Here is a 3,495-nt window from a genome sequence, read left to right on the forward strand (position 1 = left end):
TGCGGCGCGCGCTGGCCGGCGGCGGCGTGCCCGCCGCCCGGGTCGGCTACGTCAACGCGCACGGTACCGGCACGAAGCTCGGCGACATCGCCGAGACGACCGCCCTCGCGGAGGTCTTCGGCGTCGGCGGGGTCCCGGTCAGCTCGACCAAGGCGCTGACCGGCCACCTGCTCGGCGCGTCCGGTGTGCTGGAGACGGCGGCCACCGCGCTGGCGCTCGGCCGGGGGCTGCTGCCGCCGACGTACAACCTGGACGAGGAGGACCCGGCGTGTCCGGCGGACCACATCCGCGGCGAGCCCCGGGCCACCGAGGCGGAGTACGCGCTGACCAATTCCTTCGGGTTCGGCGGCCAGAACGTGAGCCTGCTGCTCGCGCGGACCGCGGGGACCCGCGGGTGACGACACCACCGGCAACGACGACCACGGGGGGAACCGTGGAAAGGGCTGGGACATGGACATCCGTGGGATAGACCACATCGAACTCTACGTGGGGGACGCCCGGCAGGCCGCCTTCTACTTCTGCCGCGCGGTCGGCTTCGGCCTGCTCGGCCAGGGGGGCCCGGAGACCGGGCTGGTCGGCCAGCGGTCGCTGCTGCTGGGGCAGGCCGACATCCGGATGGTGCTGACCTCCGGGCTCACCGCCGACCATCCGGCGGCACGGTACGTGCAGCGGCACGGCGACGGCATCGCCGTGGTGGCCCTGGAGGTGGACGACGCCGCCGGTGCGTACGCCGAGCTGCTGGACCGGGGCGCCACCGCCGTGACGCCCCCGACCACCGTCACCGGTGCGGACGCCGAGGTGGTCACCGCCGAGGTGGGGGGCTTCGGCGACGTGGTGCACCGGCTGGTGCAGCGGCGCGGCGACCGACGCGACTTCCTGCCCGGCGTGATCGAGGCGGTTCCCGCCGACGGTGACGCCGACAAGCTGCTCGCCGAGATCGACCACCTGGCGGTCTGCGTGCCGCCGGGGCACCTGGAGACCACGGTCCGGCAGTACCGGGAGGTGTTCGGCTTCGCGGAGATCTTCACCGAACGCATCGAGGTCGACGGGCAGGCGATGAACTCGACGGTCGTGCAGAGCCCGTCGGAGCGGGTGACCCTGGTGCTGCTGGAGCCGGACACCACCGGCCGGGCGGGGCAGATCGACGCGTTCCTCGACCAGCACGCGGGTGCCGGGGTGCAGCACCTCGGGCTGCGCACCGACGACATCGTGACCGCCGTGGAGACGCTGGCCCGGCGTGGGGTGCGCTTCCCGGGCACCCCGGGCAGCTACTACGACGCCCTGGAGGCGCGGGTCGGTCGGGTCGACGCGCCGCTGGACCGGCTCCGGGACCTCGGCGTCCTCGTCGACCGGGACCACGGTGGGCAGCTGTTCCAGATCTTCACCGAGTCCATGCACGTGCGCCGGACGCTGTTCCTGGAGCTGATCGAGCGGCGCGGAGCGCGGACCTTCGGCAGCGGCAACATCAAGGCGCTCTACGAGGCCAAGGAACGGGAACTGGCCGCCGCGGCGGTCGTACCGCAGGGGGTGGGGGCATGACCACGACGGAGTTTTCGCCGACCTTGACCGCCGAGGAGGAGGCGCTGCTGCCCACCGACGAGGAGGTGGCGTTCTACGCCGAACACGGCTGGTACCTGTCGAAGAAGCTGCTGACCGACGACGAGGTGGACGCCCTCGCCGCCGCCGCGGACCGCTACTACGCCGGGGAGCGGGACCGCCGCCTGCCGGTACGCCCGCCGAAACTCGCCTACTGGGAGCAGTCGTTGGGGCCGGTGCAGCGGCACAACGACTACGTCCACCACGAGCACGACGGCCTCGCCGCGATCCTGCGCAAGCCGCTGATCGGGGCGGTCGCCGCACGGCTGGCACGGGCCAGCGAGATCCGCATCTTCCAGTCCACGCTGATCCTCAAGCCGCCGATCGACGGTGAACCGTCGAACATCGTGCCCTGGCACTTCGACAAGCACTACTGGGCGTCGTCGTCGTCGGAGGACATGCTCACCGCCTTCATCCCGTTCCACGACTGCGGCGAGGAGATGGGCACCATCACCATGGTCGACTCCTCGCACCGCTGGAAGGAGATCGGCGCCGACGACACCGTGGTGCGGCACTTCGCCGAGCGGGACCGCGACCAGCTTGAGGAGATGCTGGCCGAGAACGCCGCCCACAACGGCGCGACGATCCGCAAGGTGCCGATGGTGATCCCCAAGGGACACATGAGCTTCCACCACTGCCGCACCTACCACGGCAGCGGCGCGAACGTCAGCGGGCGACCCCGCCAGGCGATCTCGCTGCACCTGCAGGACGGCGCCAACGCCTGGCGGGAGTATCAACTCTCCGACGGCACCGTCGCCGCGTACAACCACGACGTGCTGGTCCGCCGCACCCACGACGGGCGGCCGGACTACGCGGACCCCGAATACTGCCCGGTCATCTGGCGCCACCGCGCCCAGCAGGGAGGCTGACATGTCACGGTACGACTGGGGTAGGACCCACCCGGGGATCGAGCGCCTGGAGAAGGCGGTGACCGACCGCCGCGACGTGGTGGTGCGGCACCCGCTCTACGCCAACCTCGACACCCACGAGGCGCTGGTCACCTTCATGGAGCACCACGTCTTCGCGGTGTGGGACTTCATGTCCCTGCTGAAGTCGTTGCAGCGGCAGCTCACCTGCGTCACCGTGCCGTGGATCCCCACCGGCCCGACCGGCAGCCGCCGCCTCATCAACGACATCGTCATGGTCGAGGAGAGCGACGAGCTGGGCGACGGCTACATCAGCCACTTCGAGCTGTACGTGCAGGGCATGCGGGAGGCCGGCGCGGACACCGCCCCCGTGGACACGCTGGTCGAGCTGCTGCGGGCGGGCCGGCCGGTCACCGCGTCGCTGGCCGAGGCCGGCGTACCCGGCCCGTCGGCGACGTTCGCCGCGACCACCTGGCAGATCATCGAGACCACCCCGGTGCACTGCCAGGCCGCCGCGTTCGCCTTCGGCCGGGAGGACCTCATTCCCGACATGTTCACCCAGGTGGTCGCGGTGAACGAGCGCAGCCAGCGGCTGCACACGTTCGTCGACTACCTGGAGCGGCACATCGAGGTCGACGGCGAGCAGCACACCCCGATGGCGATGCAGATGCTCGCCGACCTGTGCGGCGACGACGACGTCAAGTGGCAGGAGTGCGCCGACACCGTCAACACCGCGCTCGCCGCCCGGGCGAAGCTCTGGGACGACATCCTGGCCGCCATCAAGGGCCGAGGGTGACCGGGTCCGACCCGGTCCGGCTCTACCGGACGGTCCGGCTGATCCGCCGCTTCGAGGAGCGCGCGATCGGCCTGGTCCGCTCCGGGCACATCGTCGGCGGCATCCACCCGTACCTCGGTCAGGATCGAAGTACATCGGTGACATGTACTTCGTCAGCCAGGCCAGGTAGTTGGCGCCCAGGTACGCGTTGTCGCGGTAGTCGTCGACGTCGTAGCTCTGCCCGAAGCGCTGGTTCAT

The 3,495-nt window shown here is 71.0% G+C and carries 3 protein-coding genes and 3 pseudogenes; 5 read left to right on the forward strand and 1 reads right to left on the reverse strand.

Annotation, left to right across the window (positions count from 1 at the left end):
- The 5 genes and pseudogenes from AB0I76_RS25390 to AB0I76_RS25410 all read left to right on the forward strand — a co-directional run.
- A pseudogene (locus AB0I76_RS25390) lies at positions 1 to 398 on the forward strand (beta-ketoacyl synthase); the annotation flags it as partial.
- 52 nt (positions 399 to 450) lie between these two features.
- Complete coding sequence (hppD, locus tag AB0I76_RS25395; protein WP_357040257.1) at positions 451 to 1,539, forward strand: 4-hydroxyphenylpyruvate dioxygenase; 1,089 nt, start codon at positions 451 to 453, stop codon at positions 1,537 to 1,539.
- Positions 1,536 to 2,465, forward strand: coding sequence for a phytanoyl-CoA dioxygenase family protein (locus AB0I76_RS25400; protein WP_357040260.1), 930 nt, complete (start codon positions 1,536 to 1,538; stop codon positions 2,463 to 2,465). Before hppD ends, AB0I76_RS25400 begins: the two co-directional genes overlap by 4 nt.
- Before the next feature lies 1 nt (position 2,466).
- Positions 2,467 to 3,258 (forward strand): DUF3050 domain-containing protein, encoded by a 792-nt coding sequence (locus AB0I76_RS25405; protein WP_357040263.1) that lies wholly within the window; start codon positions 2,467 to 2,469, stop codon positions 3,256 to 3,258.
- Positions 3,255 to 3,383, forward strand: a pseudogene (locus AB0I76_RS25410) (thiamine pyrophosphate-dependent dehydrogenase E1 component subunit alpha); the annotation flags it as partial. The gene AB0I76_RS25405 and the pseudogene AB0I76_RS25410, both read left to right, overlap by 4 nt.
- Here the strand turns inward: AB0I76_RS25410 and AB0I76_RS25415 are convergent.
- Positions 3,382 to 3,495 (reverse strand): annotated as a pseudogene (locus AB0I76_RS25415) (lytic transglycosylase domain-containing protein); the annotation flags it as partial. The pseudogenes AB0I76_RS25410 and AB0I76_RS25415 sit on opposite strands and share 2 nt — an antisense overlap.

The organism is Micromonospora sp. NPDC049799 (genome assembly GCF_040656655.1).
Taxonomy (GTDB): domain Bacteria; phylum Actinomycetota; class Actinomycetes; order Mycobacteriales; family Micromonosporaceae; genus Micromonospora.